The sequence below is a fragment of the Pseudomonas sp. Soil_N_39 genome (genome assembly GCF_057655955.1).
In genome coordinates this window covers 59,581-83,142 of record NZ_JBDGLI010000003.1, presented here as the reverse complement: position 1 = coordinate 83,142, position 23,562 = coordinate 59,581, and the positions used below count along the sequence as shown (strand labels likewise).

Here is a 23,562-nt window from a genome sequence, read left to right as displayed (position 1 = left end):
ACGCCGCCATCGCGAGCAAGCTCGCTCCCACAGTAGATAGTGTTGGACGTTGCAGTTGGGTTCACAAGGGCTGGATGTGGGACAATACCCGCCACTTTTTGAACCCTCCCCGAATCGACCCGCCCATGACTGCCCCTCGCTCCCCAAAACCTGCCCGCCAGAAGCCCAAGCCCGCCGAGGCCAAACCCGTGGCGCCGCGGGAGAAGGCCAGCCTGCACCCGCGTAACCGTCACCAAGGCCGCTATGACTTCCCCGCGTTGATCAAGTCCACGCCTGAATTGGCCAAGTTCGTGATCATCAACCCCTACGGCAAGGAAAGCATCGACTTTGCCAGCCCCGAAGCCGTGCGGGTGTTCAATCGGGCGCTGCTCAAATCCTTTTACGGCATCGCCCACTGGGATATCCCGGCCGATTATCTGTGCCCGCCGGTGCCAGGTCGTGCGGACTATGTGCACTTCCTCGCCGATTTGCTCGCCCGCCACAACGACGGTGAAATCCCCCGCGGGGCGGCCGTGAAGGTGCTGGACATCGGCACGGGTGCCAACTGCGTCTATCCGCTGATCGGCTACAGCGACTACCGCTGGCACTTCCTCGGTTCCGAGATCGACCCGACCGCCATCGCCTCGGCCAAGGCCATCGTCCAAGCCAATGGCCTGAACAAAGCCATCCAGTTGCGCCAGCAAGCCAACCGCAAACAGATCCTGTTGGGTCTGCTGGAAGACGGCGAACGGTTCGACCTGACGATGTGCAATCCACCGTTCCACGCCTCCCTGGAGGAAGCCACCAAGGGCAGCCAGCGCAAGTGGCGGGCGCTGGGCAAGGCCGACCCGAAGCGCAAGCTGCCGGTGCTGAATTTTGGCGGTCAGGCCGCAGAGTTGTGGTGCGAGGGTGGGGAAGCCCGGTTCGTGACGCAACTGATCGGCGAGAGCGTTCAGGTGGCAGGGCAAGTGCTGTGGTTCAGCACCCTGGTGTCGAAGGCATCGAATCTGCCGGCGATTCAGGCCGCACTGAAAAAGGCCGGGGCGCTGCACAGCCAGGTGGTAGAGATGTCCCAGGGCCAGAAGCAGAGTCGATTCGTGGCCTGGACCTTTCAGTCCGAGGCACAGCAGCAGGCGTGGCGCCAGTCGCGTTGGGTTCGCAAGGGCTGAGTGGGAGCACGGCCAGTGGGAGCAAGGCTTGCCCGCGATGAAAGCGACTCGGTTTCAGAAAGATCGCATCGCCTGTGTCGCGGGCAAGCCTTGCTCCCACAAAATCCCCTCGCCACAGGGCACTTTTTCCAAGGCAATAAAAAACCGTGCCCGGATCGCTCCGAGGCACGGTTTTTTTACAGCGGTCTTACTTGTTGACCGCGTCGGTCAGGCCTTTGGCCACAACCAGCTTGATCACTTTCTTGGCAGCGATTTCGATGGCAGCGCCAGTCGAAGGGTTACGGCCGGTACGGGCAGGACGCTCGGTGACTTTCAGCTTGCCAACACCTGGCAGAGTGATTTCGCCGCCATTTTCCAGCTGATCAGCCACGATTTGGCCCAGTTGGTCCAGCAGCGCACGCACGGTAGCTTTTGGTGCGTCTACAGCTTCAGCCAAATCGCCGATCAGTTGGTCTTTAGTAAGAGCCATGTAGTGTTCCTTCCCTATCAAATTCATATGGATTGCAGAGTGCAGTGTCAGCCATCGAGCCCGATCCCTGTGGATCAGACACCCTCGGCAATCACCACGACGGATCGGGGTAATAGATGCCGAAAACCGGGTTTGGTTCGACCTGACAGATGCTGAATGCACGCTTAACGCAGTGACTTCGCGTAAGACCGGGCAAAACTAGCACAACGCCTCTGAAATATCCGCCTCTAGCTACCCATTTGGTCAGCTTTCTTGCGCTAAAACGTTAAAAAAATGCATATAGGCGGTCGGACGGGTCTGAAAGGGCCTTTGCGGGGTTCCAAAACCAGTGATTGCGGTACACTGGGCCCTTTTCGGGGAGCGCGCCCTCCTCTCTTTCATCAGCCGAGAAATCCATGCCGATCCGTCATTGCATCGTCCACCTGATCGACAAAAAACCCGACGGCACCCCTGCTGTGCTCCATGCCCGCGACTCCGAACTGGCAGAGTCCACGGCCATCGAGAACATGCTCGCCGACCTCAACGAAAGCTATAACGCCAAGCAAGGCAAGGCCTGGGGCTTTTTCCATGCCGAGTCCGGGGCGCATCCGTTCAGCGGCTGGCTGAAGGAGTACCTGGACGGCGGCAAGGATTTCACCGCGTTCAGTCGCGTGGCGGTGGAACACCTGCAAAAGCTGATGGAAGAGTCCAACCTGTCGGTGGGCGGCCACGTGTTGTTCGCGCATTACCAGCAGGGCATGACCGACTACCTGGCCATCGCCCTGCTGCACCACAGCGAAGGCGTGGCGGTGACCGATGAACTGGACGTGACACCGTCCCGCCACCTGGACCTGGGCCAATTGCACCTGGCGGCTCGGATCAACGTGTCGGAATGGCAGAACAACAAGCAGTCCAGGCAGTACATCTCGTTCATCAAGGGCAAGAACGGCAAGAAGGTCTCGGAGTACTTCCGCGACTTCATCGGCTGCCAGGAAGGCGTCGACGGCCCCGGTGAGACCCGCACCCTGCTCAAGGCCTTCAGTGACTTCGTCGAAAGCGAAGACCTGCCGGAAGACGATGCCCGGGAAAAGACCAAGACCCTGGTGGACTACGCCAGCAGCCAGGCCAAGCTCGGCGAGCCCATGGGCCTGGAAGAACTGTCCGAGCTGATCGACGAAGATCGCCCGAAAGCCTTCTACGACCACATCCGCAACAAGGACTACGGGTTGTCCCCGGAAATCCCGGCGGATAAACGTACCCTCAACCAATTCCGTCGCTTCACCGGCCGCGCCGAAGGCTTGTCCATCAGCTTCGAAGCGCACTTGCTGGGCTCCAAGATCGAGTATGACGAGGAAGCCGGTACGTTGATCATCAAGGGCTTGCCGACGTCGCTGACTGATCAGCTCAAGCGCCGCAACTGATGCTCGGCGGGTGCTGAAGATATAGGTTCGAGGGCGCCTCATCGCGAGCAAGCTCGCTCCCACAGTAATTGGCGGCAAACGCAGATCCGCTGAACGACATACCCTCCTGTGGGAGCGAGCTTGCTCGCGATAGCGGACTAACATTCAACATCAATATCGACTGATCTGGCGCCATCGCGAGCAAGCTTGCTCCCCCAGGATCATCCGTTGTTCATCGGGCCTCGATCCGGAAGCCAAACCGCGGAAAGTGCACATGCACCACCCCGCCACGTTCGTCTTCACGACGCAGAATCAACTCCTCGCTACCCGCAAACACCAGCTCCCCAGCCACCGGATCAACGCCATAGTCCGTCGCGGCAATGGTCACCGACTGCCCTGCCGTGAACCCATTCGGTTCATCGAATGCCTCATTCGGCAGCGCTGCCGGTGTCGCGTTGCGGGCAACCTCCAAGGCCTCTTCGGAACTCATCTGGCTCGATGCACCATGGCCAAAGCCCAGCACCCGCGCCAGCCATGCCGATACCGCCGGATACGTGTCCACCAGCGGCGAAGTCACCGGCGTGGCCTTGAGGAACCAAAGCGGATGGGCCATGGCGAAGTCGGCAATCGATGGATCACCCAACAGGAAATCGCCCTCCTCGCGCTGCAGCTGTTGCTCGAGACGCGCCATGATCGTCGGCCACTGGTGCTTGGCCTGCTCTGCGGCCAAACGCGTAGTCGTGCCGCCACTGAACAACCCGGCGCGGTCGCTGACGAACGCCTTGATGGCTTCAGGCGATAGCTTGGCGAACCGCACCGCCACCGACTCCGGCTGGAACACCAGGCTCACGGCATGCTGGAACACCACCGAATCGGCCCAGGCGGCAAAGGACGCGGCCAGCATTTCCCGGCCTTCGGGGAACAGTGCCGGCGAGGCTTTTTCCTGCTCCAGCCGGCGGGCCATCAACGACGTATCGCAATAGATGTCCGCGCCAATCTGCAATACCGGGGTCTTGCGATAGCCGCCCGTCAGTGCCGTCAGGTCAGGCTTGGGCATCATTGGCGGAATGCTCACCGAACGCCAGGACAGGCCTTTGAAGCCCAGCAACAGTCGGGCTTTTTCCGCGAAAGGAGACGTTGGGTAATGATGAAGAATCAGCTCTGACATGAGATTCGCCACTGCAGGAATGAAGCCTTGCAGCTTAGCGCGCCTGACCGGGCCAGCCTACCGGCCTGATAAAGGCCTATCAGCCAGGCTGATAAAGCGACAGCCCACTGGCCACCAGGCATTCCTTGGCGCTTTTCTTGAGCTTTTTGATCAGCCGCTCCTGACGCAGGGCCTCGCCTTTGTCGCGACAAGCCTCGGTATACACCAGGGCCACGGCCGGGCTGGACAGGAAGAAGCGCGCGCCCTTGCCGCTTTGGTGCTTGGCGAAGCGTCGTACCGGGTCATCACTGATGCCGCAGTACAGCGAGCCATTGGCAGCCCGCACCAGGTAGACGAACCAGGGTTTGTCCGCTTCGGCGGGGCCTTGTACAGGCAGATCGGGAGAGAGGTCGGCGGTCGTCACAAGAGGTTCAACAGGTGGACAAAGACAAGCCGCGATCTTATCAGCGACTGGCCTGGAACGCCCGCAGCCCCTTGAGCGCCTGGGCCCTGACGGCGTTGCGCACCAGCGGCGTCCACCCCAACAGCAGGCCCTTGGTGCCCAACGCCTGGCGGGACCAGCGCCACAGATCAAAGCTGTCACGGTGCTCGCAGATCTTGCCATCGCGAAAAACGAAGCGCGCCTGAATGTCGTTGATCACGATGTTGCCGGTCTGGCTGAACAGGTAGGTCGCTACCCAATGCGCCTCGCCGGTACGCTCGTCGCTGCGCACGTTATCGAAGGTCAGGGAAAAGTCCTTGGCCCGGGTCGTCAACATGCGCCACATGTCGCCGGCATCGCGCCCGCGCAACTCGCCAAACGCCGGATCGCTGAACACCACGTCGTCGGTGTAGCAGGCGCTCATGGCCTCGGCGTCCAGGCGCTGGAAAGCCTGATAAAAACGGGTGATCAAGGCGTTGTGGGCATCACTCATGGACCGGCTCCGAAAAACGTTTCAGTAGGCCTGCACGATAATCTGCCGCCGCCGGGAAGACTATCGTCATTCGCCATGAAAATGATATCAACTACGGTCAGTGACTCTTTCGCTGCTGACTCCGACATATAACGCCCGGCCTGCGCCGATGCCTGCGATGATCGCTCCCAGGCCAATCAGGCCGAAGATCCAGCCCAGGGCATTCCAGCCGCCGGTCAAGTCGTGGACCACGCCCACCGCGAAGGGCCCCAGCGACGCCAGCGTATAACCAAAACCCTGGGCCATGCTGGACAGGTTGGCGGCCACATGGGCATCCCGCGAACGCAACACGATCAGCGTGAGCGCCAGGCTGAAGGTCGCGCCCTGCCCCAAGCCCAGCAGGATCGCCCAGCCCCACAAGCCGTCGATGGGTGCGTAGAGGCAACCGAACAACCCGCCCAGGGTCATGACCATGACGATCACGATGGCCAGGCGCTGGTCCTTGCCACGCGTTGCCAGCCAGGGCGCGGCGAGGGAGCTGATCAACTGCACGATGACCGAGCCGGACAGCACGAGCCCGGCCTGGGTCGGGGTCAGGCCACGCCCAATCAGGATCGAGGGCAGCCAGCCAAAGACGATGTAGGCCAGGGACGATTGCAGCCCCATGTACAAGGTCACTTGCCAGGCCAGGGGATCACGCAGCAAGCCGCGGACCCGGTACGCCACCTGATGGGCACCGTGCCTCTCGCCCACTTGCGGCAACCAGAACACCGCGGCCAGCAGCGCCGGAACCGCCCAGAACCCCAGGCCCAAGGCCCAGTCGTGGCCAAGGTGCTCGCTCAACGGCACCGTCGCCCCGGCCGCCATCGCTGCGCCCAGGCACAGCGCCATGGTGTAGACACCGGTCATGGCGCCAGCCTGTTTGGCGAAGTCGCGCTTGACGATGCCCGGCAGCAGCACGCCGATCACGCCGATGCTCGCACCGGCCAGGACACTGCCGGCGAACAGCCCGACCTGACCGAACGCACTGCGCAGGACAATCCCGCCCGCCAGTGTCAGCAAGATCCCCAGCACCACGCGCTCGGCCCCGAAGCGCCGCGCCAGCACCGGCGCCAGCGGTGCGAACAGGCCCAGGCAAAGCACAGGCAACGTGGTCAGCAAACCGGCCTGGGCAGCCGACAGGCCAAGGCTTTTTGACACTTCGCTGAGCAACGGCGCCATGCTCGACAACGCCGGACGCAGGTTCAACGCCACCAGGATCAGCCCGAGCAGCAACAACCAAGGCCGGCGCACCAGGGGATGGCGCTGCTGGGCCTGTTCATCGTCGGCCTCGGCGTCGATCAACAGTTCTTCGAGTTCGGCGGCGCGTTTGGACGCCGTCGAGGTAGCAGGGTCAAGCAGATCGCGGGACATGGAAAGCTCGGATTCAGGGTTCATTGATCAACTGCCGGCAGAGGGCCTTGGCCTGCTCCGGGTCTTGGCGTTCGACGGCTTCGAGAATTTCGACGTGCAGGTCGAACACATGTTGATGGCGGGGAATGATGCTGAGGCTCTGGCGCAATTGTGCGCCGATGACGCTGGAAAAGTAGCGATAGAGCTCGCTCAGCGCAGGGTTGTGCGCGGCGTCTACCAGCAGGCGGTGGAACACCAGGTCGCAGGCGATGTAGTGCTCCAGGTCGCCGTGGTAATGCTCGCTACTGGCTTGCAGCGCCCGGCGCAAGGCAAGCAAATCCTCATCGGTTCGCCGCAGCGCCGCCAAGCCAATGGCCTCGACTTCCAGGATGTGCCGGGTTTCCCGGGCCTGTTCCAGCGAACAGCGCGACAGCACCTTGAGGGTATCCAGCGGATCGACCACCGCCCGCACGTAGCTGCCGTCGCCCTGGCGGATCTCGATCAGCCCGGAAAAGGCCAGCACGCGCATCGCTTCGCGCACCGTGTTGCGGCTGATCCCCAACTCCGCCACCAACTCCGGCTCGGTGGGCAGGCGCTGGCCGACGGACCACACACCATCGCTGATGCGCTGGCGCAATTGCTCCAGAGCTTGATCGACCAGGGAGCGTTTTATTAATGGGGAAATAGCTGACATGGGACTCGCCTTTTCATCCAATCATAGGATGAATTTTCTGACATGTTAGTCAGCTTCGCGTAGGACGGCAACCGCCTAGGGTTAATGGGAGGGAAAAGAAACTAAATTATTGATTGGTCAAAATTACCCTTTGAGGGTAATTTTGGAACAGGACCTTATGAACAAGAGCACACCCATTACGACCTGGGCGTGATCAAGGCGGATATCAAGCGGCTGGGAGGAAAGGCATTCACCACCACCGCGACAAAAACCGCCGGGACGCTGGGCTTGACAGTTTCGGACATGTTGGAGGTTGCGTGTGGACTTCAGCGCCAGCAGTTCTACAAGTCCGTAACGACCTACGACGACCATCGGGTCTGGCACGACGTCTACCACACCCACTCACAGGGTCTGGAAATTTACATCAAGGTGACCTACCGCCCAAGCGGAGGCCCACCGGTGATCTCATTCAAGGAGAAAACCCCATGAAAGCTCAACAGTGCTTCAGCTGTGGCGCTCCGCAGGGCATGTCGCATTTCGAAGGCCGCGCAGAAACCCTGTGCGTCAAGGGACTGGAACGTCGGATCGATGACTTGTCTGGCTGGGAATGCCAAATGTGCGGCGAGGTCGAACTCGACCCCGGTTGTTCGGATCGTCACACGAACGCAGGGGATGAACTGGTCATCGCCGCCAGGAAGATGATTGGCGAAGAAATGAAACGCATCCGTCGCAAACTGCATCTATCCCAAAAAGAAGCGGTGGCGCTGTTGTCAGGTGGCGGGCACAACGCGTTTTCCCGCTATGAGCGCGGTGAGGTATTGCCACCAAAAGCGTTGATGCTGCTGATGCGCCTGCTTGATCGCTACCCGCATTTGCTTGCAGATGCGCAAGCCCTGGCTGAAGGCGCGGACTTGAGAGGATTCAAGACGACGGTGCACAAGGAGCACGAAACCCTCACGGCTTCCTGAGCAGCCGAAGCAGCAAAAAATAAACCCGGACAAGTCCGGGCTTATTTCATTGCCTAAGGGATCAATGCAGGATCTGGCTCAGGAACAGCTTGGTGCGGTCGTTCTGCGGGTTGTCGAAGAAGTCGTTCGGCGCGGCCTGTTCGACGATTTCCCCCTTGTCCATGAAGATCACGCGGTTAGCCACAGTGCGGGCGAAGCCCATTTCGTGGGTCACGCAGAGCATGGTCATGCCGTCTTCGGCCAGGCCGATCATGGTGTCCAGTACCTCTTTCACCATTTCCGGGTCGAGGGCCGAAGTCGGCTCGTCGAACAGCATGATTTTCGGTTTCATGCACAGGGCACGGGCGATGGCCACACGCTGTTGCTGACCGCCGGAGAGCTGGCCCGGGTATTTGTGCGCCTGCTCTGGAATGCGTACGCGCTCCAGGTAGTGCATGGCGATTTCCTCGGCCTTGCGCTTGGGCATCTTGCGTACCCACATCGGCGCCAGGGTGCAGTTCTGCAGGATGGTCAGGTGCGGGAACAGGTTGAAATGCTGGAACACCATGCCGACTTCACGGCGGATCGCTTCGATCTGCTTGAGGTCGTTGGTCAGTTCCACGCCGTCGACCACGATGCGACCCTGCTGGTGCTCTTCCAGACGGTTGAGGCAGCGGATGGTGGTGGACTTGCCGGAGCCCGAAGGGCCGCACAGCACGATACGCTCGCCCTGCTTGACGTTCAGGTTGATGTCTTTCAACACGTGGAACTGGCCGTACCACTTGTTGACGCCCTGCATCTGAATAATGCCTTCAGGGCTCACAGGCTGTTTGATCGCTTCACTCATAAACTACGCTCCTAACGCTTGTGGCCAGTGTCCAGCTTGCGTTCCAAATGCATGGAATAGCGGGACATACCAAAACAGAAAATCCAGAACACCAGGGCGGCGAACACATAGCCTTCAGTGGCCATGCCCAGCCATTTCGGGTCGGCGGCAGCTTGTTTCACACTGTTGAGCAGGTCGAACAAGCCGATGATGATCACCAGGCTCGTGTCCTTGAACAACGCAATGAAGGTGTTGACGATACCCGGGATGACCATCTTCAAGGCTTGCGGCAGAATCACCAGACCCATGCTGCGCCAGTACCCCAGGCCCATCGCCGCGGCCGCTTCGTACTGGCCCTTGGGAATGGCTTGCAGGCCGCCGCGCACCACTTCGGCCACGTAGGCCGACTGGAACAGGATCACCCCGATCAATGCCCGCAGCAGCTTGTCGAAGTTCATGCCTTCGGGCAGGAACAGCGGCAGCATCACCGACGACATGAACAGCACCGTGATCAACGGCACACCGCGCCAGAACTCGATGAAGGTCACGCAGACCACGCGAATCGCCGGCATGTTCGAGCGCCGGCCCAGGGCCAGGACGATGCCCAGTGGCAGCGCGCCGGCGATACCGACAGTGGCGATCACCAGGGTCAGCATCAGGCCGCCCCATTGGCTGGTTGCCACCGTGGCCAGACCGAACACCCCACCGTGCAACAGGCACCAGGCAATGATCGGGTACAGCACCAGGAAGCTCAGGCCGTAGATCGCCTTGCGCGGGAAGCGCGAGATGAACAGCGGCGCAACACCGAGCACGGCCAGCCACACGGTCAGATCTACGCGCCAGCGCAGATCCGTCGGGTAATAGCCGTACATGAACTGGCCGAAACGCTGCTGGATGAACACCCAGCAGGCGCCTTCCTTGGTGCAGTCGGCCTGGGTGGTGCCGACCCAATTGGCATCGAGGATAGCCCAACTGAGGATCGGCGGGACCACGAGGTAAATCAGGTAGAACGCGAACAGCGTCAGCAGCGTATTGAGCCAGCTGGAGAACATGTTCGCGCGCATCCATGCCATCGGCCCGAACACTTTGCTCGGCGGCGGCATATCAGGTTTGAAAGTATGGGATGTCATGCGCTTTTCCTCACCGCTCGATCAGCGCAATGCGCTTGTTGTACCAGTTCATCAGCAAGGAAATGCTGATACTGATCGCCAGGTACACACTCATGGTGATCGCGATCACCTCGATGGCCTGGCCGGTCTGGTTCAACACCGTGCCGGCAAACAGCGAAACCATTTCCGGGTAACCGATACCGGCTGCCAGGGAGGAGTTCTTCGCCAGGTTCAGGTATTGGCTGGTCAACGGCGGGATGATCACGCGCAGGGCTTGCGGGATGATCACCTTGCGCAGGGTCGGACCGTTGCGCAGACCCAGCGAGTGAGCCGCCTCGGTCTGGCCATGGCTGACCGACTTGATGCCCGAACGCACGATCTCGGCGATGAACGCCGCGGTATACACCGTCAGCGCCAGGGTCAAGGCCAGCAATTCCGGAATCAGTACCCAGCCACCGACAAAGTTGAAACCCTTGAGCTCCGGCATTTCCCAATGCACGGGAGCACCGAAGATCAGCGTGCACAACGCTGGGATTACCAGGAATAGCGCCAGGCCCACCCAGAACTTATGGAACGGCTCGCCGGTCGCTTCGAAGCGCTTGTTGGCCCAGCGGGTCATCAGCACGATGGCGACAATCGCCAGCACGACACTGGCCACGAACGGCCAGAACCCTTCCGCCACCAGCGCCGCCGGCATGTTGAGGCCGCGGCTGCTGACAAAGAAGGTGTCGCCGAAGTTATGGCTGTTGCGCGGCCCCGGCATGGTCAGGAACACCGCGAAATACCAGAACAGGATCTGTAGCAGCGGCGGGATGTTGCGGAAAACCTCCACATACACCGTCGCTACTTTGGCGATGATCCAGTTTTTCGACAGTCGGGCCACGCCGACGATGAAACCGAGGATCGTTGCCAGGATCACGCCGATGAACGTCACCAGCAGTGTGTTGAGCAACCCGATGACAAAGACGCGGGCATAGCTGTCCGCTTCGGTGTAGTCGATCAGGGTTTGAGCGATGCCAAAACCGGCACTGCGCTCCAGGAAGCTGAAACCGGAAGTGATGCCCCGGTGCTCGAGGTTGGTCTGCGTGTTATCGAACAGAAACCAGCCCAACGAAATAACCGCCACGATGGTGACGATCTGAAATACCCACGCACGCACTCGTGGATCGCTGAGGCTGAGCCTCTGCTTAGGTGCGCCGATTGAATTTTGCATGAAGTGCCCCGCAAGGAATGGAACAGAACATCACCCGGTGGTTGGCCCACCGGGTGATAGAACCATCAGCGCACTGGTGGTGCGTATTGAATGCCGCCAGCGTTCCACAGAGCGTTCAGGCCGCGATCGATTTCCAGCGGAGTACCCTTGCCGAGGTTGCGCTCGAACACTTCACCGTAGTTGCCGACTTGCTTGACGATCTGCACGACCCAGTCTTTCGGCAGCTTCAGGTCCTTGCCGTATTCACCGTCAGCGCCGAGCATACGGGCGACGTCCGGGTTCTTGGTGGACTTGGCTTCGGCTTCGACGTTTTTCGAAGTGATGCCGGCTTCTTCAGCGTTGAGCATGGCATTGCCAGTCCAGCGCACTATTTTCGACCACTCTTCGTCGCCATTACGCACGACCGGGCCCAGTGGCTCCTTGGAAATGGTTTCTGGCAGAACCACGTAGTCCTTCGGCGAAGCCAGCTTGCTGCGCTGGGCGAACAGCTGGGACTTGTCGGAGGTCAGCACATCGCAGCGACCGGATTCCAGCGACTTGGCGCTTTCATCGGAAGTGTCGAAAGTGATGGGGGTGTACTTCAGGCCATTGCCGCGGAAGTAGTCGGAGACGTTCAGTTCGGTGGTGGTACCGGCCTGGATGCAGATGGTTGCGCCGTCCAGTTCCTTGGCGCTTTTGACGCCCAACTTGTTGTTGACCAGGAAGCCGATGCCGTCGTAGTAGGTAATGAAGCCTGGGAACACCAAGCCCATGCCGGCATCACGGGAGCTGGTCATGGTGGTGTTGCGTGACAGGATGTCGATTTCGCCGGACTGCAGCGCGGTGAAACGCTCCTTGGCATTCAATTGGCTGAATTTGACCTTGGTCGCATCGCCGAATACGGCAGCGGCCACGGCGCGACAGAAGTCGGCGTCGATACCCTGAATCTTGCCGGTGGAATCAGGCACCGAGAAACCCGGCAGGCCATCACTCACACCACACTGCACAAAACCTTTCTTCTGTACGGCATCCAGGGTTGCACCCGCCTGAGCGAACCCACTGACGCCGAGTACTGCTGCTGCAGTCACGACTGCCAGGGTGGATTTCAGTAACTTCATTCAAACCTCCAGTTTTGCTCTTGTTGTGTCGGAGCTCGAGCCCTGTCGCACCCTTATGGGGCATTGCCGACCCTTGTTGGCTTTTTTTAGGGTCAACCGACGTCTGGACCTTCGCTATGAGTCTAATAATGAGGATGTCCGTAAACAGTGGTCATGCCCATCTCTCACCAAACGGCCGAACGGGCTGTAGCCCTTCACGTTCGCGAAGCCCGTAGCGGCTATTGGCGAACATTCATCACCGGATTTCTGATATCCCATGCGGCGCGTCTAACTGATAGTGTTACCGCGCAGCGCAAGAATCATCACTCAGCTACCCCATAGCAAAGCCCGTACCAGACCGCTGCGCTTGGGCCATGTAAAACACGTCAAGACAAAAACTTTCAACTTTGCGACATCTAATTAACTGAGGCACCGGGAGCGCACTGTAATCACGCACTGATTGAGCGCACCCGCACAGATTTGGAGCACAACCATGACCGACCCCTTGATTCTCGAGCCCAGCGGCACTGTTGATGCGTGCGTTATCTGGCTCCACGGCCTGGGTGCAGATCGTTATGATTTCATGCCGGTCGCCGAAATATTGCAGCGAACGTTGACCCAGACCCGTTTCGTTCTACCCCAGGCCCCCACCCAGCCAGTAACGATCAACGGCGGCTATGAGATGCCCAGTTGGTACGACATCCGTGCCTTGAGCCCGGCGCGGGCCATTGACGAGCAGCAACTCGAAGCCTCGGCGCAACGGGTCATTGGCCTGATCGAAACCCAGCGAGCCAGCGGAATAGACGCCTCGCGGATTTTCCTCGCCGGTTTCTCCCAAGGTGGCGCGGTGGTCTATCACACTGCCTTCGTGAAATGGCAGGGGCCACTGGGCGGCGTGATCGCGCTGTCTACTTATGCACCGACGTTCAGCGATGAACTGCAACTGTCGGCCAGCCAGCAACGCATTCCGGTGCTGGCGCTGCACGGCCAATACGACGAAGTGGTACTCAATCCCATGGGCCGGACCGCAAAAGAGTATTTAAAGCAGCATGGTGTCACCGTGACATGGCAGGAATACCCAATGGGCCACGAAGTGTTACCCGAGGAGATTCACGACATCGGCACCTGGCTGGCCGAACGGTTGCGCTAAGCGGCCAATCGCCACGCCGGTCCTTTGACGATCCCACTACGCCGCGCCCGTTTCTTGCATTACACTGGCCGGCGTACATTCCTTAACCAATCGATGAGATGACCGTGCTCAAAGCACTCAAGAAGATGTTCGGTAAAAGCGAGGCCGAGCAACTCGCGCCTGGCTCCCCTGCGCCGACCCACGGCCCGAGCCGTACCGATGCGCAACAACCGCGCCGGGCGGCCCCCGTTGCACAGGCGAAACAAGAACCCGTCGCCCAGCCTGTTACGCCCCCCGAGCCCGAGACACCACGCAACGAAGCCCCCCGGCCGCGCCGCGAACGCGCACCGAAACCGCCGGTCGTCGCCTGGAAACTCGAGGACTTCGCCGTAGAACCCCAGGAAGGCAAGACGCGCTTCCACGACTTCAAGCTCGCCCCGGAACTGATGCATGCCATCCAGGACCTGGGTTTCCCATATTGCACGCCGATCCAGGCGCAGGTGCTGGGCTACACCCTCGCCGGCAAAGACGCCATCGGTCGCGCCCAGACCGGCACCGGCAAGACCGCCGCGTTCCTGATCTCCATCATCACCCAATTGCTGCAGACCCCACCGCCCAAGGAACGCTACATGGGCGAACCGCGGGCGCTGATCATCGCGCCGACCCGCGAGCTGGTGGTGCAGATCGCCAAGGACGCCGCCGACCTGACCAAGTACACCGGCCTGAACGTCATGACGTTCGTGGGTGGCATGGATTTCGACAAGCAGCTCAAGCACCTCGAAGCCCGCCATTGCGATATCCTGGTCGCCACGCCGGGCCGCCTGCTGGATTTCAACCAGCGCGGCGACGTGCACTTGGATATGGTCGAAGTGATGGTGCTGGACGAAGCCGACCGCATGCTCGACATGGGCTTCATTCCGCAAGTGCGCCAGATCATTCGCCAGACCCCACCGAAAAGCGAACGCCAGACCCTGCTGTTCTCCGCCACCTTCACCGAAGACGTGATGAACCTGGCGAAGCAGTGGACCACCGACCCGGCCATCGTCGAGATCGAAGCCGAGAACGTCGCCAGCGAAAACGTCGAGCAACACATCTACGCAGTCGCCGGTGCCGACAAATACAAGCTGCTCTACAACCTGGTCAACGACAACGGTTGGGAGCGCGTGATGGTGTTCGCCAACCGCAAGGACGAAGTGCGGCGCATCGAAGAACGCCTGGTGCGCGATGGCGTCAACGCCGCCCAGCTTTCGGGCGACGTGCCCCAGCACAAGCGCATCAAGACCCTCGAAGGTTTCCGCGAGGGCAAGATCCGCGTGCTGGTTGCCACCGACGTGGCCGGTCGTGGTATCCACATCGACGGCATCAGCCACGTGATCAACTTCACCCTGCCGGAAGTCCCGGACGACTACGTGCACCGTATCGGCCGTACGGGTCGTGCCGGGGCCGCTGGGGTTTCGATCAGCTTCGCCGGTGAAGATGACTCCTACCAGCTGCCGTCGATCGAGGCGTTGCTGGGTCGCAAGATCAGTTGTGAAATGCCTCCGACCCACCTGTTGCGACCGGTCGAGCGCAAGCGCCCTTAACCGTCGCCACAGAGCAAAAAGCGCAGCCAGGACCGGCTGCGCTTTTTTTTGCCCCGGGATATTGCTCAACAAAACTAAAAGTCCATAATGGACAAATTAGTTTATTAAGCACCCGGAGCCTCCATGCCCAACACGCCCTTTGTGATGACCCAAGCCCAGGCCCGCGAACTGCTTGGGCAAATCGACGTGCCGCACATCCTGCGCAAGCTGTTCCGTGATCTCGCAGCCGGGCAAGCGGTGCAGCCGCCCCAGCAATGGGTGGCGTTTCCCCAAGGCGCCGGGGACTTCATCAACTACTTGGGCGTGCTGGCCGAAGACCAGGTCTACGGGGTCAAGACCTCGCCCTATATCGTGCGCGAGCAAGGCCCATTAGTGACCGCCTGGACCTTGCTGATGTCGATGCAGACCGGCCAGCCGCTGCTGCTGTGCGATGCCGCCGAGCTGACCACTGCCCGTACCGCCGCGACCACCGCCGTCGCCGTCGATGCCCTTGCACCGGACAACGCCAGGCGCCTGGCGGTCATCGGCAGCGGCGCGGTGGCCCGGGCGCACGTGCACTACGTCAAGGACCTGCGGGACTGGCAAGCTATCAGCCTCTATTCGCCAGGCCTGAAGGCCAAGTCGGCACAAGAACTTGCCTCCATCACCGACCTGGACCCTCGCCTGCAAATCGCCGACAGCCTTGAAGCGGCGCTGCACGATGCCGACGTGGTGATGCTCTGCACCTCGTCCGCCAACGCCGTCTTTGACCCGCAGACCCTGGGCAAACCGGCACTGATCACTTCCATCAGCACCAACGCCCCACGTGCCCACGAAATACCGCCCCAGCGCCTCAACGACATGGACGTGTTCTGCGACTATCGTCAGACCACCTCGGGCTCGGCCGGTGAAATGCTCATCGCCAGCGAACAGCACGGCTGGGAGGCGTCGCGCATCGTCGGTGACTTGCCTGAATTGCTCAGCGAACACGTGGCGCGTCCCGACTACCAACGCCATGTGTTCTTCCGCTCCATCGGCCTGGGGCTGGAGGATGTTGCGCTGGCGAATGCCCTGTATCGACTTCACAACTGACATCCCCCGATTCTCTTGTGGGAGCGAGCTTGCTCGCGGTGGTGGCCTGACAGTCGATATTGAGAGTGACTGATCCACCGCCATCGCGAGCAAGCTCGCTCCCACAGGGGGCTTCGAGTTCCCGAGCACATGCTCCGCAGGAGAATTCATGACACAAGCAGACTTCATCATCATCGGCGGCGGCATTGCCGGTGCTTCCACCGGTTACTGGCTGTCACCCCACGGCCGGGTGATTGTGCTCGAGCGCGAATCCCATCCGGCCTACCACTCCACCGGACGCTCGGCGGCGCTGTACAGTGCCGCCTACGGCACCCCGCAGGTGCGGGCGCTGACCCAGGCCAGCCGGGATTTTTTCGACGCCCCGCCAGCCGGTTTCTGCGAGCACCCGTTGTTGAGTCCACGGGGCGAAATGACCGTGGACTTCACCGGCGACCCGGCCGAGCTGAACAATCAGTACCTGAGCGCCAAGGCCACGGTGCCGCAGATGCAACTGCTCAGCGCCGACGAAGCCTGTGTGCGGCTGCCGATCCTGCGGCGGGACAAGGTCCACGGGGCGATCTATGACCCGACGGCCTGCGACATCGACACCGATGCGCTGCACCAGGGCTACTTGCGCGGCATCCGTCGCAGCGGCGGCGATGTGCACACCGACAGCGAAGTGCTAGGCCTGAGCCGCGACGACCAGGGACTTTGGCAGGTGAAGACTGCCAACCAGACCTTCACCGCCCCCATCGTGATCAATGCGGCCGGTGCCTGGGCCGATCACATTGCCGAAATGGCCGGTGCCCGGAAACTGGGCCTGCAACCCAAACGGCGTGCGGCGTTCATTTTTGCTGGCCCCGAGGGCGTGGATATCCATGACTGGCCAATGCTGGTGAGCCTGGACGAATCCTTCTACATGAAGCCCGACGCCGGCATGTTCCTCGGCTCGCCGGCCAACGCCGACCCGGTGGAACCCCACGACGTGCAGCCGGAAGAATTGGACATCGCCATGGGCATCTACCAGATCGAAGAAGCCACCACTCTGACCATCCGCCGCCCGACCCGCACTTGGGCCGGATTGCGCAGTTTCGTCCACGACGGTGATCTGCTGTCCGGTTTCGATCCACAGGTGGCCGGGCTGTTCTGGGTCGCGGCCCAGGGCGGCTACGGCATCCAGACGTCACCGGCCATGGGCCAGGCCAGCGCGGCGCTGGTGCGTGGCGAACCGCTGCCCGAGGCCCTGGCCCGTTTCGGCCTGAGCAGCGCCATGCTCTCCCCCAAGCGCCTGGGGTGAGCCAACCGAGGTGACGCATCGCCACGATTGCGGCACACTCCCCGCGCCCCTGTTCCACGGGGCGCTGACGCTGCCTGGAGCCCTGTCATGACCGCTTCGCCACCCGATCCTGCGCTGGAAAACTTCCGCACCATCGCCGACGCTATCGCCACGCTGTTCTACCCCCACGCCGAAGTGGTGCTGCACGACCTGCGCAGCCAGAAAGTCGACTACATCGCCAATAACCTGTCCAAGCGCGAGATTGGCGATGACTCGTCCCTGGAAGACATGCTCAGTGAGGACGTCAGCGAACGGAACATCGGGCCGTACGAAAAACTGAACTGGGACGGACAGAAGATTCGCAGCCTCAGCAGCGTGCTGCGCGACGCCAACGGTCATCCGCTGGCGGTGCTGTGCATCAACTTGAATATTTCGTTGTTCGAAAATGCCAAGGCCGCGTTGGATCTGTTCCTGTCGCCGGGCAAATTGATTCCCCAGCCGGATTCACTGTTTCGCGATGACTGGCAGGAGCGAATCAACACCTTCCTGCACGCCTGGATGCGCGAACGCCAGCTGAGCCTGAACCTGTTGACCCGCGATCACAAACGCGAGTTGGTGCTGGCGCTGCATGCCGAAGGCGCGTTCAAGGGCAAGAGCGCGTCCAACTATGTGGCCAATGTGCTGAACATGGGGCGGGCGACGGTGTACAAGCATTTGAAGGAACTGAAGGGCTGAGGTTTTGGGTTGCCTGGCCTCATCGCGAGCAAGCTCGCTCCCACAGGGGATCCGTGTAGAACACACTATTTGTGTTCTATGAGATCCAATGTGGGAGCGAGCTTGCTCGCGAAGGCGATGTATCAGTCGCCGTAGATGTCTGACTTGAAATACTTGGCCTGGATCTTCTGATACTCCCCATTGGCCCTAATCCCATCGATGGCCTTGTTCAAGTCCGCCACCAATTGGGTATTGCCTTTGCGCACCGCAATACCAGCGCCCTCACCCACATATTTCGGATCCTTAAGCTCGGGGCCGACAAACGCATAGCCCTTACCGCGAGGCATCGACAGGAAGTCTTCCAGCGGGATGGTGTCGGCGAAAATCGCGTCCAGGCGACCGGATGCCAGGTCCATGTAGATTTCTTCGTTGTTGCTGTAGCGCTTGACGATCACACCCTTGGGTTCGAGCACTTCAGTGGCGTAGCGGTCAGTGGTGGTGGCTCGCTGCACGCCCACGGTCTTGCCCTTGAGGCTGGCGTACTGGTCATCGACCACCGCTCCTTCCTTCATGACCAGGCGCGATGAGGTGAAGTAGTACTTGTGGGTGAAATCCACCGACTTCTTGCGTTCTTCGGTGATGGTCATGGACGACAACGCCAGGTCGATCTTCTTCACCTTCAGCGAGGGGATCAGCCCATCGAACTCACTCTCGATCCATTCGCACTTGACCTGCATCTGCGCGCACAGGGCATTGCCGATGTCGTAGTCGAACCCTTCGATCTTCCCTTCCGAAGTCTTGGAAGCAAACGGCGGATAAGCCGCTTCGATGCCGATGCGCAGGGTTTTCTCTGCGGCGAACAGGCTGCTGGAGGCCAACAGACTCAAGGCCAGGCCAGTGATGAGGGGGAATTTGCTCATGATGTTCTCTCGCGGGTTGTTGTTGGTTTGGCAGAGAAAGGTGGGCGCAGCTGATTTGTACTTATAAATCCATACTGGACTTTAATGTACATATCGTCAATCGGTAGGCAGGGGAATGTGATGGGAGGTTGATGGCCTTATCGCGAGCAAGCTCGCTCCCACAGGGGATCCGGGTACAACAAAGATCCAGTGTGGGAGCGAGCTTGCTCGCGATGGCGGACTGACAGCCGCCAATAACAAAGAGGCTGCCTACTGCTTCCAGCGATCCGCCGCCGCATGATCACTGTCCCGCCCTTCAACCCAGCGCGGGCCGTCGACGGTGTTTTCCTTTTTCCAGAACGGCGCACGGGTCTTGAGGTAGTCCATGACAAAGGCGCAGGCGTCGAACGCCGCCTGGCGATGGGCACTGGCGGCCGCGACGAAGACAATCGGCTCGCCCGGTTCCAGCGCGCCGATACGGTGCAGCACCTCCAGCTTGAGCAGCGGCCAGCGCTGCTCGGCCTCGGTGGCGATCTTGCCCAGGGCTTTTTCGGTCATGCCCGGGTAATGTTCCAGGAACATCCCGGACACATCGAGGCCGTCATTGAAATCACGCACGTAGCCGACAAAGCTCACCACCGCCCCCACGCCGACATTGGCCGCGTGCATCGCATTGACTTCGCCCCCTGCGTCGAACGGTTCGACCTGCACACGAATCGCCATGGTTCAGCCTCCGGTCACGGTGGGGAAGAACGCGACTTCATCACCGTCCGCCAACGGTTCGTCGAGCTGGCACAGGTCTTCGTTGCGCGCGCACATCAGGTTTTGCTCCTTCAGCACTTCGGCACCGTCCCGCTGGGCGAGCAGTGCGCGCACATCGTCGACTGTGGCGAAATCACCTTCTACCTTGAGCGAATCCACGCCAAGCGCTTCACGGTAACGGGCAAAGAACTTCACGGTAATCTTCATGACGCATCCGCCTGGAAATGGCCGCTCTTGCCGCCGAGTTTCTCCAGCACTCGCACGCCTTCGATGGTCATGCCACGGTCGACGGCCTTGCACATGTCATAAATGGTCAGCGCGGCGACGCTGGCGGCGGTGAGAGCTTCCATTTCCACGCCGGTCTGCCCCGACAGTTTGCAGCGGGCGACGATGCGCACCCGATCCTCGCCTTCGGCGTTGAGCTCGACCTTGACGCCGGTGAGCAGCAGCGGGTGGCAGAGCGGAATCAGGTCACTGGTTTTCTTGGCAGCCTGGATGCCGGCAATGCGCGCGACGGCGAACACATCGCCCTTGGGATGACCGCCGCTGACGATCATCTGCAGCGTGTCGGGCAGCATGCGCACAAAGGCCTCGGCCGTGGCTTCACGGAAGGTCACGGCCTTGTCGGTCACGTCGACCATATTGGCGCGACCTTGGGAATCGAGATGAGTCAGCACAGGGTTACTCCTGATCGGGAGTGTCGATTGTAAACCTGTGGGTCAGATTCCGGCAGGGCTGATTGTCGCACCCACTTGCGCCTTGGATTCGGAAGTCACCGCAAAAAACCCTGTGGGAGCGAGCTTGCTCGCGATCGCGGTGTATCAGATAAAAATATTTGGCTGACACACCGCGATCGCGAGCAAGCTCGCTCCCACAGGGGGTTATTTATCGGGCACCAAAAACCGGGCGACCTTGAGGTCGCCCGGTTGTGATGGTCAGTTACAGATGGGATTCGGCGTATTCGGCCAGGATCGAGCGCGGTACGCCCTGCAGGGTGATGTGGACCCCGTTGGGGAAGTCCTTGAAACGTTCGGTCAGGTAGGTCAGCCCGGAGCTGGTCGCGGACAGGTAAGGGGTGTCGATCTGCGCCAGGTTACCCAGGCACACCACTTTGGAACCGGCACCGGCACGGGTGATGATGGTTTTCATCTGGTGCGGGGTCAGGTTCTGGCATTCGTCGATCAGGATCAGGCTCTGCTGGAAGCTGCGCCCGCGAATGTAGTTAAGGGATTTGAACTGCAACGGCACTTTGCTGAGGATGTAGTCGACGCTGCCATGGGTGCTTTCGTCATCCATGTGCAAGGCTTCGAGGTTATCGGTGATCGCCCCCAGCCACGGCTCCATTTTTTCCGCCTCGGTGCCGGGCAGGAAACCGATTTCCTGGTCCAGGCCCTGCACGCTGCGGGTGGCGATGATACGCCGGTAGCGTTTGCTGACCATGGTCTGCTCGATGGCGGCGGCCAGGGCCAGGATGGTCTTACCGGAACCGGCGGCGCCGGACAGGTTGACCAGGTGGATATCGGGGTCGAGCAAGGCGAACAGGGCCAGGCTCTGGTAGATGTCACGAGGCTTGAGGCCCCAGGCTTCCTGGTGCAGCAGCGGTTCCTGGTGCAGGTCGAGGATCAGCAGTTTGTCGACATGGATTTCCTTGATCCAGCCGACGAAGCCTTGTTCGTCGATGATGAACTCGTTGATGTGCACGGCCGGCAGGTTGTCGATCAGTTGCACCTGGTGCCAGGTGCGACCATGGTCCTGGCGGGTCTCGACCTTGCTCACACGGTCCCAGAATGAGCCGGTCATGGTGTGGTAGCCGTTGGGCAACAGCGAAACGTCGTCGACCAGTTGGTCGGTGCTGTAGTCCTCCGCCGCGATCCCGCAGGCGCGGGCCTTGAGGCGCATGTTGATGTCTTTGGTCACCAACACCACGGCCTGGTCCTTGTTGCGCGCGTGCAGGTCGATCAACTGGTTGATGATGATGTTGTCGTTCAGGTGTTCAGGCAGCACCAGATTGGGTTCGGTGCGCTTGCTCATCAGGATCGAAAGCAGGCCCTTGGGACCACTCTTGCCGCGCTGGATCGGCACGCCGAGTTCAACGTCTTCCGGGGAGGCATCACCCAAGGTCTTGTCGATCAGACGGATCGCCTGCCGGCATTCGGCCGCAACGCTGTGGTGTCCGCTCTTGAGCTTGTCCAGCTCCTCAAGCACGGTCATCGGGATGGCAACGTGGTGTTCTTCGAAGTTCAGGAGCGCGTTTGGATCGTGGATCAATACGTTGGTATCGAGTACATAGAGGATTGGCTGGTTGGAGGAAAGGCTACGTCCGTGGTCATCCATACTCGGTCACCTATGTGGGGGCCATTCGACGCAATACCTTGACAGTGCTGCGCCTCGAGGTAGCCACCGAATTCACCCGCGAGGATTCAGGTGAACTGCACACAATCTGGGTCTTGGAAGACGCCACCTGTGTTGCAGGTTTCGGCGGTCTGACTTCTTGATACTCCAAAAACCATGACAGGAAAAAGCACTTTGACGCTTTTTTGAAGTTTATTTTTCAGAGTGACGAATAACCCTTGGCGTACCGCCATTGCACCGTTAAAGTCGGAAGTCCGGTTGTCATGAATGTGTCCCGGGTTTTCCTCCTTCCCCAATGTTTCCGGGCCTTTGCCGGTTTCAGCGAAACGCCTCCTGACAGTCAGCCCAACCGATCCCGCTCTGCGCCGTCTGCGCCATGAGCCAGGGCACCGCCGTTTTCACCCCATCCTGCTTGGCGTTGAAATTGATCACCCCGTGGCGCCACAACAGCATCAGGGTCAGCACACGCTGGGCGCTTTGCTCAGGCTTGAGCCGATTGCCGCTGTCCTGGGGGTCGATATCCCACAACGCCACCTGCAAGCCCTGCTGCCGGAAAAACCCTTCGGCATCGCCACGACGCTGGCCTTGGGGCGGGCGGAACAGCGGCACATAATTCTCGGGCAGCTTGCCCTTGACCAGCTCGACACTGCGCCGGACCGAGTCTTGCCAGTCCTGCCAATGGCTGTGGGAACGAAACTCCCAGCCCTGCACACCCACGCACTGTCCGGCATACAACATCTGAAGACTGTTGGCCGAGCGCTCTTCCAGTCGCGCCTGGATGTCCTTGCCCAGCACGAAGAAGGTGCCGTTCATGTTCGCCTTGCGCAGGTAGTCGGTCAGCCACGAGGTGTTGTCCGGCACAACGTTGGCAGCGCTGTCGAAGGTCAGCAGGAACAGCCGGTCGTTCATGTCCTCGCCGTTGCGCTCGTAATCACCGAAACGGGCGATTTCACTGCTGGTTTGCGGAAAAAGCGCGGCTTTACGCAGTAGTTCATCGCGGTATTGGGTATGAAAGATCTGGCTCGGTGCCGCCCACTTGATGTAGTAGGAATTGTCATCCAGATGGAACCTGCGGGCCTCTTCGCGCAGGGTCGCCATGTCCTCGACCAGATAACAGAAGGACGCATCCTGATCGCAACTGCGCTGGGCAAAGTTGTAGTTGGTCAACAGCCGCTGCCACAGCCGTGCGCGTAGGGCATCAATCGCGGCCATATTGACCGTGCGCAGCCCCAGGTACTGCTTGAGCGCGATTTCGTCCATGGCATCGACGTCCAGCAACCCCCGGGCGAACATCAGGATCTCGGCCCGCGAGGCCACATCGAACAGCGTCGGGCTGGTGAGTTGTTCCGGCCAGGTGCTGCGGTCCAGGGTGGCGACGTCGTTGGGCGCGGCACTGGCGCCCAGGCTCAACAACCAGGCCAATAACAGAAGGGCGATACGCAAAAGGGATGTCTCCATAACGAAACCCGCGCGGCATCATAGCCGATCCTGGTGTAATCCCCTT

At 60.5% G+C, this 23,562-nt stretch carries 25 protein-coding genes; 9 read left to right on the top strand and 16 right to left on the bottom strand.

Translation table 11 applies throughout. The features are described from left to right. Positions 1-125 precede the first annotated feature (125 nt). Positions 126-1,148: a 23S rRNA (adenine(1618)-N(6))-methyltransferase RlmF gene (rlmF, locus tag AC3A5O_RS05175; protein ID WP_487752910.1), complete on the top strand. Its 1,023-nt coding sequence runs from the start codon at positions 126-128 to the stop codon at positions 1,146-1,148. Between the two features lie 187 nt (positions 1,149-1,335). Here rlmF and AC3A5O_RS05170 read toward each other — a convergent pair whose 3' ends face one another. After that, entirely contained in the window at positions 1,336-1,617 is a 282-nt protein-coding gene (locus AC3A5O_RS05170; protein ID WP_122567171.1) for an HU family DNA-binding protein, read from the bottom strand. Between the two features lie 395 nt (positions 1,618-2,012). Here AC3A5O_RS05170 and yejK point away from each other — a divergent pair, with 395 nt between their 5' ends. After that, a complete protein-coding gene (gene yejK, locus AC3A5O_RS05165) occupies positions 2,013-3,017 on the top strand; it encodes a nucleoid-associated protein YejK (protein WP_024777637.1) in 1,005 nt (334 codons plus the stop codon). A gap of 211 nt (positions 3,018-3,228) precedes the next feature. Here yejK and AC3A5O_RS05160 read toward each other — a convergent pair whose 3' ends face one another. The 5 genes from AC3A5O_RS05160 to AC3A5O_RS05140 form a co-directional block, all read right to left on the bottom strand. Further along, positions 3,229-4,164 carry a glutathione S-transferase family protein gene (locus AC3A5O_RS05160; RefSeq protein ID WP_122567173.1) on the bottom strand — a complete coding sequence of 312 codons (936 nt, stop codon included), beginning with the start codon at positions 4,162-4,164 and terminating at the stop codon, positions 3,229-3,231. A 79-nt stretch (positions 4,165-4,243) separates the two neighbouring features. After that, entirely contained in the window at positions 4,244-4,567 is a 324-nt protein-coding gene (locus AC3A5O_RS05155) for a GIY-YIG nuclease family protein (protein WP_305491050.1), read from the bottom strand. Between the two features lie 40 nt (positions 4,568-4,607). Next, on the bottom strand, positions 4,608-5,078 hold the full coding sequence (locus tag AC3A5O_RS05150) for a nuclear transport factor 2 family protein (RefSeq protein ID WP_122567175.1): 471 nt from the start codon (positions 5,076-5,078) through the stop codon (positions 4,608-4,610). 87 nt (positions 5,079-5,165) lie between these two features. Further along, complete coding sequence (locus tag AC3A5O_RS05145; RefSeq protein ID WP_487752909.1) at positions 5,166-6,494, bottom strand: CynX/NimT family MFS transporter; 1,329 nt, start codon at positions 6,492-6,494, stop codon at positions 5,166-5,168. Next, positions 6,484-7,143: a FadR/GntR family transcriptional regulator gene (locus tag AC3A5O_RS05140; protein ID WP_305491051.1), complete on the bottom strand. Its 660-nt coding sequence runs from the start codon at positions 7,141-7,143 to the stop codon at positions 6,484-6,486. The genes AC3A5O_RS05145 and AC3A5O_RS05140 overlap by 11 nt, the downstream gene beginning before the upstream one ends. A gap of 108 nt (positions 7,144-7,251) precedes the next feature. Between AC3A5O_RS05140 and AC3A5O_RS05135 the strand changes: the two genes are divergently transcribed. Next, on the top strand, positions 7,252-7,611 hold the full coding sequence (locus AC3A5O_RS05135) for a type II toxin-antitoxin system MqsR family toxin (RefSeq protein ID WP_487753010.1): 360 nt from the start codon (positions 7,252-7,254) through the stop codon (positions 7,609-7,611). Next, positions 7,608-8,090 (top strand): type II TA system antitoxin MqsA family protein, encoded by a 483-nt coding sequence (locus tag AC3A5O_RS05130; protein ID WP_305482216.1) that lies wholly within the window; start codon positions 7,608-7,610, stop codon positions 8,088-8,090. Before AC3A5O_RS05135 ends, AC3A5O_RS05130 begins: the two co-directional genes overlap by 4 nt. A gap of 61 nt (positions 8,091-8,151) precedes the next feature. On the opposite strand, the gene AC3A5O_RS05125 is transcribed toward AC3A5O_RS05130, so the two are convergent. The 4 genes from AC3A5O_RS05125 to AC3A5O_RS05110 form a co-directional block, all read right to left on the bottom strand. Beyond that, positions 8,152-8,916: an amino acid ABC transporter ATP-binding protein gene (locus tag AC3A5O_RS05125; protein ID WP_003178331.1), complete on the bottom strand. Its 765-nt coding sequence runs from the start codon at positions 8,914-8,916 to the stop codon at positions 8,152-8,154. 11 nt (positions 8,917-8,927) lie between these two features. Continuing rightward, on the bottom strand, positions 8,928-10,025 hold the full coding sequence (locus AC3A5O_RS05120; RefSeq protein ID WP_122567180.1) for an amino acid ABC transporter permease: 1,098 nt from the start codon (positions 10,023-10,025) through the stop codon (positions 8,928-8,930). A gap of 10 nt (positions 10,026-10,035) precedes the next feature. Next, on the bottom strand, positions 10,036-11,217 hold the full coding sequence (locus tag AC3A5O_RS05115; protein ID WP_122567181.1) for an amino acid ABC transporter permease: 1,182 nt from the start codon (positions 11,215-11,217) through the stop codon (positions 10,036-10,038). A gap of 65 nt (positions 11,218-11,282) precedes the next feature. Then, on the bottom strand, positions 11,283-12,314 hold the full coding sequence (locus tag AC3A5O_RS05110; RefSeq protein WP_122567182.1) for an amino acid ABC transporter substrate-binding protein: 1,032 nt from the start codon (positions 12,312-12,314) through the stop codon (positions 11,283-11,285). A 472-nt stretch (positions 12,315-12,786) separates the two neighbouring features. Between AC3A5O_RS05110 and AC3A5O_RS05105 the strand changes: the two genes are divergently transcribed. From AC3A5O_RS05105 to AC3A5O_RS05085, 5 genes are all read left to right on the top strand, one after another. Continuing rightward, positions 12,787-13,443 carry an alpha/beta hydrolase gene (locus tag AC3A5O_RS05105; RefSeq protein WP_122567183.1) on the top strand — a complete coding sequence of 219 codons (657 nt, stop codon included), beginning with the start codon at positions 12,787-12,789 and terminating at the stop codon, positions 13,441-13,443. 98 nt (positions 13,444-13,541) lie between these two features. Further along, positions 13,542-15,005 (top strand): ATP-dependent RNA helicase RhlB, encoded by a 1,464-nt coding sequence (rhlB, locus tag AC3A5O_RS05100; protein ID WP_122567184.1) that lies wholly within the window; start codon positions 13,542-13,544, stop codon positions 15,003-15,005. A 123-nt stretch (positions 15,006-15,128) separates the two neighbouring features. Next, complete coding sequence (locus tag AC3A5O_RS05095) at positions 15,129-16,076, top strand: ornithine cyclodeaminase family protein (protein WP_122567185.1); 948 nt, start codon at positions 15,129-15,131, stop codon at positions 16,074-16,076. 148 nt (positions 16,077-16,224) lie between these two features. Beyond that, positions 16,225-17,352: an NAD(P)/FAD-dependent oxidoreductase gene (locus tag AC3A5O_RS05090; RefSeq protein WP_122566527.1), complete on the top strand. Its 1,128-nt coding sequence runs from the start codon at positions 16,225-16,227 to the stop codon at positions 17,350-17,352. An 87-nt stretch (positions 17,353-17,439) separates the two neighbouring features. After that, positions 17,440-18,066: a helix-turn-helix transcriptional regulator gene (locus AC3A5O_RS05085; RefSeq protein ID WP_122566528.1), complete on the top strand. Its 627-nt coding sequence runs from the start codon at positions 17,440-17,442 to the stop codon at positions 18,064-18,066. Between the two features lie 122 nt (positions 18,067-18,188). On the opposite strand, the gene AC3A5O_RS05080 is transcribed toward AC3A5O_RS05085, so the two are convergent. The 6 genes from AC3A5O_RS05080 to AC3A5O_RS05055 form a co-directional block, all read right to left on the bottom strand. Continuing rightward, entirely contained in the window at positions 18,189-18,965 is a 777-nt protein-coding gene (locus AC3A5O_RS05080) for an ABC transporter substrate-binding protein (protein ID WP_487752908.1), read from the bottom strand. A gap of 249 nt (positions 18,966-19,214) precedes the next feature. After that, entirely contained in the window at positions 19,215-19,667 is a 453-nt protein-coding gene (gene moaE, locus AC3A5O_RS05075; protein WP_122566530.1) for a molybdopterin synthase catalytic subunit MoaE, read from the bottom strand. Between the two features lie 3 nt (positions 19,668-19,670). Continuing rightward, the gene (moaD, locus tag AC3A5O_RS05070; protein WP_122566531.1) at positions 19,671-19,913 is read right to left on the bottom strand and encodes a molybdopterin converting factor subunit 1; all 243 of its coding nucleotides are present in this window, start codon (positions 19,911-19,913) and stop codon (positions 19,671-19,673) included. Further along, positions 19,910-20,383: a cyclic pyranopterin monophosphate synthase MoaC gene (moaC, locus tag AC3A5O_RS05065; protein WP_058542774.1), complete on the bottom strand. Its 474-nt coding sequence runs from the start codon at positions 20,381-20,383 to the stop codon at positions 19,910-19,912. Before moaC ends, moaD begins: the two co-directional genes overlap by 4 nt. A 262-nt stretch (positions 20,384-20,645) precedes the next feature. Beyond that, positions 20,646-22,040: a PhoH family protein gene (locus AC3A5O_RS05060; protein ID WP_122566532.1), complete on the bottom strand. Its 1,395-nt coding sequence runs from the start codon at positions 22,038-22,040 to the stop codon at positions 20,646-20,648. A gap of 336 nt (positions 22,041-22,376) precedes the next feature. Further along, positions 22,377-23,501, bottom strand: coding sequence for a polysaccharide deacetylase family protein (locus AC3A5O_RS05055; protein ID WP_122566533.1), 1,125 nt, complete (start codon positions 23,499-23,501; stop codon positions 22,377-22,379). Between the last annotated feature and the right edge of the window lie 61 nt (positions 23,502-23,562).